Genomic DNA, 4,672 nt, shown 5'->3' with positions numbered 1-4,672 from the left:
CACTTCCTCGTCCGAGACGAAGGCACCATGCACGCGGATCGGCAGGCCCGTGCCGCTGGCCATGTAGAGCATGTCGCCCATGCCCAGCAGCGCTTCGGCCCCCATCTGGTCAAGGATGGTGCGGCTGTCGATCTTGCTGCTGACCTGGAAGCTCAGCCGTGGGGGGATGTTGGCCTTGATCAGCCCGGTGATCACGTCCACGCTCGGCCGCTGCGTGGCCAGCACCAGGTGGATGCCGCAGGCGCGGGCCTTCTGCGCCAGCCGGGCGATCAGCTCCTCGATCTTCTTGCCGACCACCATCATCAGGTCGGCCAGCTCGTCGATGACGACCACGATGTGCGGCAGGCGCTGCAGCGGCTCGGGCTCCTCGGGCGTGAGGCTGAAGGGGTTGTAGATGAACTCCTCGCGCGCCTTGGCCTCGTCGATCTTGGTGTTGTAGCCGGCCAGGTTGCGCACGCCGAGCTTGCTCATGAGCTTGTAGCGGCGCTCCATCTCGGCCACGCACCAGTTCAGGCCGTTGGCAGCCTGCTTCATGTCGGTGACCACGGGCGCCAGCAGGTGCGGAATGCCTTCGTAGACCGACATTTCCAGCATCTTGGGGTCGATCATCAACAGGCGCACGTCGCGCGCCTCGGCCTTGTACAGCAGCGACAGGATCATGGCGTTGATCCCCACCGACTTGCCCGAACCGGTGGTACCGGCCACCAGCACGTGCGGCATCTTGGCCAGGTCGGCCACCACCGGGTTGCCCACGATGTCCTTGCCCAGGCCCATGGTGAGCATGCTCTTGGCCTCGTGGTAGACCTGCGAGCCCAGGATCTCGGACAGGCGGATGGACTGGCGCTTGGCGTTGGGCAACTCCAGCGCCATGTAGTTCTTGCCGGGGATGGTCTCCACCACGCGGATGGACACCAGGCTCAGCGAACGCGCCAGGTCTTTGGCCAGGCCCACGATCTGCGATCCCTTGACGCCCGTGGCGGGCTCGATCTCGTAGCGCGTGATCACCGGGCCGGGCATGGCCGCGACCACGCGCACCTCCACGCCAAAGTCCTTGAGCTTCTTCTCGATCAGGCGGCTGGTCATCTCCAGCGTCTCGGGCGCCACGGTTTCCTGGCGCTGCTGGGCGCCATCGAGCAGGTCCACCAGCGGCAGCTTGCTGTCGGGCATGTCGGTGAACAGGGGCTTTTGCCGCTCCTTGACCACGCGGGTGCTCTGCGGCACGTCGACCAGGATGGGCTCGATGATCTGCACCGGCTGCGGGTGCTGCTCCTCGCTCTCGGTCTTCTCTTCCTGCACCACCACGGCCCGCTCGCGCGCGGCCTTGCGGCCCACGGCCACATCCTTGGCCACCTCGCGCTGCGTGCGGCGCGACTGCACCAGCGCGTCGATGCGCCCGCCCAGCACCTCGGCCACATGGCCCCAGGAGAATCGGAACGCCAGCGCGGCGCCCAGCACGGCCAGCACGAAGCACAGCAGGGCCGAGCCGGTGAAGCCCAGCCATTTGACGCTGGCCGGCCCCGTGAGGTAGCCGAGCACGCCCCCAGCGTGGCCAGGCAGGAAAGATTCAAAGCGGTACAGGCGCGACCATTCGAGCGCCGTGCTGGCACACATCAGCAGCGCCAGACCGCCCCAGAACAAGGCCCGCCGGGCCATCGGGCTCACGGCACCGGGCAGCACCTCGCCGCCGCGCATCCAGCGCGCCAGCGATGCCAGCCACGAGCGCACGCCAGCCGCCACGCACCACCAGACGGAAAAACCCAGGGCAAAGTAGCTGCCATCGGCCAGCCAGGCGCCCAGGCGGCCGGCCCAGTTGGCCACGGCACGCGCATCCGAGGGGCCCGAGGACGACCAGGCGGCGTCCTGCGCCGAATAGCTGACCAGCGCCAGCAGCCAGAACACCAGGGCCAGCAGGCCTATCAGCAGGCCGATTTCATGCCCGAAGCGGGCCGCGCCTGAACGGGGCGGCGACTTCGCGGCAGAGGATGCATTCAGGGTATTGAGTGAATAAGTCATAAGCGCCGGGCAAGCTTACCGCATGCCCCACTCCCCTGGGAGCACAGCCCGGGGAAGCTCAGCCCAGGGCGTCCAGCCGGTCCTTGAGCACGGTGGCGCCGGTGGGCAGCACCTCGATGAAACCACGCTCTTCCAGATCTTTCATGACACGGCTGACCATCTCGCGCGAAGCGCCGACCATCTTGGCCAGGTCCTGGCGCGAGATCTTGTCGCGGATGATGCGCAGGCCCTGCGCATCGGTGGTGGCAAAGTCCAGCAGCGCATGGGCCACGCGGCCGTACACGTCCAGCAGGGCCAGGGATTCGATCTTGCGGTCGGCGTGGCGCAGGCGCTTGACCAGGCCGCGCATGACCACCAGCGACATGGAGGCGTTCTCGGTCAGGCAGCGCGCGAACTCGGTGCGCCCGAGCATCAGCACGTCGGTCTGTACCTCGGCGCGCACCGTGGCCGAGTGGGGTTCGTTGTCGATGATGCTCATCTCGCCCAGGTAGTCGCCCTGGGACAGGGTGGCCAGGATCACCTCGCGCCCGCGGCTGTCGGCCGTCATCACGCGCGCCCGCCCGGTGAGCAGGATGAACAGCGTGTTCGACCGCTGCCCCTGCTCGACCAGCGCCTCCCCGCGCTTGAAGCGCTTCTTGACCACGGCACCACTGATCACCTCGGCCTGCGGCATGGTGAGCAGCGAGAACAGTGGCACCCGGCGCAGCAGGTCCAGGTTGGACAACATCGTTGACATGGAAACTTCTCCTCTCGAAAGGCGCGGCTCCACCGGTGCCGCATCGGGTTATTGATCGGTTCTTACAATCGCCGTGATTGAAATTGGGGCGGCGTGCGAAGACCGAGCGCGGTTGATACTGGCGCCCCGCCCCCCAGCTTTCCCAACAGCGCCCCGTGTAGCGGGCGCAAAACACAGGCTTTTACCATGTCTACCACCCAACACGCGAAAGTTCTGATCCTCGGCTCCGGCCCGGCCGGCTACACCGCAGCGGTCTATGCAGCGCGCGCCAACCTCAATCCGGTGCTGATCACCGGCATGTCCCAGGGTGGCCAGCTGATGACCACGACGGAAGTCGACAACTGGCCCGCCGACGTGAACGGCGTGCAGGGACCGGAGCTGATGCAGCGCTTCCTGGAGCACGCCGAGCGCTTCAAGACCCAGGTCATCTTCGACCACATCAACCAGGTCGACTTCAGCAAGCGCCCCTTCACCCTCATCGGTGACAGCGGCACCTACACCTGCGACGCGCTGATCCTGGCGACCGGCGCCTCGGCCAAGTACCTGGGACTGCCCTCCGAAGAGGCCTTCATGGGCCGCGGCGTGTCGGGCTGCGCCACCTGCGATGGTTTCTTCTACCGCGACAAGCCCGTGGCCGTGGTAGGCGGCGGCAACACGGCCGTCGAGGAAGCGTTGTATCTGTCCAACATCGCCAGCAAGGTCACCATGGTGCACCGGCGCGACAAGTTCAAGGCCGAGCCCATCCTGGTGGACAAGCTCAACGAGAAGGTCGCCGCAGGCAAGATCGAGCTCAAGCTGTTCAACACCCTGGACGAGGTGCTGGGCGACGCCACCGGCGTGACCGGCATCCGCATCAAGAGCACCAAGGATGGCAGCACCGAGGACATCACGCTGCATGGCTGCTTCATCGCCATCGGACATTCCCCCAACACCGACATCTTCAAGGGCCAGCTGGAGATGGAAGGCGGCTACCTGATCACCCAGGGCGGCCTGAAGGGATTTGCCACGCAGACCAGCGTACCCGGCGTGTTCGCGGCCGGCGACGTGGCGGACCATGTGTACCGCCAGGCCATCACCAGCGCCGGCACGGGCTGCATGGCCGCGCTGGACGCCCAGCGCTTCCTCGAACAGCATGAGTGAAAAGCGCCGCCCCGGGTGCGATTTGACGCCCCTGTGCGCAAGTCGCTATAATCCGAGGCTTTCCTGAATTCAGGCGGGTATCTGCTACCCGTTTTCTTGCAGGCAAAAATCCAAATCGGGCATCTTTTTCTGGCTGCCCGGGGTTACCGCCACCCTTTCTGGCGAGGTGAGGCCGCAAGCCGAGCCCTTGGGAGATCCCCCAGGGGCACCGGGCGAACGGCCGTTGAACAGTATCGGAGTGTCCTCATGGCACGCGTCTGCGACGTAACGGGCAAGAAGCCCATGGTCGGGAACAACGTTTCCCACGCCAACAACAAAACCAAGCGCCGGTTCCTGCCGAACCTGCAATACCGCCGTTTCTGGGTCGAGACCGAAAACCGCTGGGTTCGCCTGCGCGTTTCGAGCGCTGCCCTGCGTTTGATCGACAAGAACGGTATTGACTCGGTGCTCGCAGACCTGCGCGCACGTGGCCAGGCTTAAGGAGAAACACCATGGCAAGCAAAGGCGGACGCGACAAGATCAAGCTGGAATCCACTGCGGGTACCGGTCACTTCTACACGACGACGAAGAACAAGAAGACCATGCCCGAAAAGATGCTGATCATGAAGTTTGATCCCAAGGCACGCAAGCATGTGGAGTACAAGGAAATCAAGCTGAAGTAATTCAGCCCGGTTCCCCCAGAAAAAGCCGCCCGGCAGTCGCCCGGCGGCTTTTTCTTTGGCACCGGGATCACGCAGCCTGCCGAAGTGCACCCACCTGCTAGTGCAGCAGGCGCCCCAGCTC

At 65.3% G+C, this 4,672-nt stretch carries 5 protein-coding genes; 3 read left to right on the top strand and 2 right to left on the bottom strand.

Annotation, left to right across the window (positions count from 1 at the left end; genetic code table 11):
• Both ACK59X_RS17345 and ACK59X_RS17340 read right to left on the bottom strand, forming a co-directional pair.
• Positions 1-2,013 (bottom strand): DNA translocase FtsK (locus ACK59X_RS17345; protein ID WP_409959164.1); only part of this gene is annotated, 2,013 nt, incomplete at its 3' end.
• A gap of 58 nt (positions 2,014-2,071) precedes the next feature.
• Positions 2,072-2,749 (bottom strand): Crp/Fnr family transcriptional regulator, encoded by a 678-nt coding sequence (locus tag ACK59X_RS17340; RefSeq protein ID WP_409959162.1) that lies wholly within the window; start codon positions 2,747-2,749, stop codon positions 2,072-2,074.
• A gap of 186 nt (positions 2,750-2,935) precedes the next feature.
• On the opposite strand from ACK59X_RS17340, the gene trxB reads away from it, so the two are divergent.
• The 3 genes from trxB to rpmG all read left to right on the top strand — a co-directional run bounded on the left by trxB (position 2,936) and on the right by rpmG (position 4,551).
• On the top strand, positions 2,936-3,889 hold the full coding sequence (gene trxB / locus ACK59X_RS17335; protein WP_409959160.1) for a thioredoxin-disulfide reductase: 954 nt from the start codon (positions 2,936-2,938) through the stop codon (positions 3,887-3,889).
• A gap of 246 nt (positions 3,890-4,135) precedes the next feature.
• Positions 4,136-4,369, top strand: a complete 234-nt coding sequence (gene rpmB, locus ACK59X_RS17330; RefSeq protein WP_007859763.1) for a 50S ribosomal protein L28 — start codon at positions 4,136-4,138, stop codon at positions 4,367-4,369.
• A gap of 11 nt (positions 4,370-4,380) precedes the next feature.
• Entirely contained in the window at positions 4,381-4,551 is a 171-nt protein-coding gene (rpmG, locus tag ACK59X_RS17325; RefSeq protein ID WP_007859760.1) for a 50S ribosomal protein L33, read from the top strand.
• The last annotated feature ends 121 nt before the right edge of the window (positions 4,552-4,672 follow it).

Source organism: Acidovorax sp., from assembly GCF_046339755.1.
Taxonomy (GTDB): domain Bacteria; phylum Pseudomonadota; class Gammaproteobacteria; order Burkholderiales; family Burkholderiaceae_C; genus Acidovorax.
Note: the sequence above shows the minus strand (reverse complement) of the source record. Positions and strands in the feature narration are given on the sequence as shown.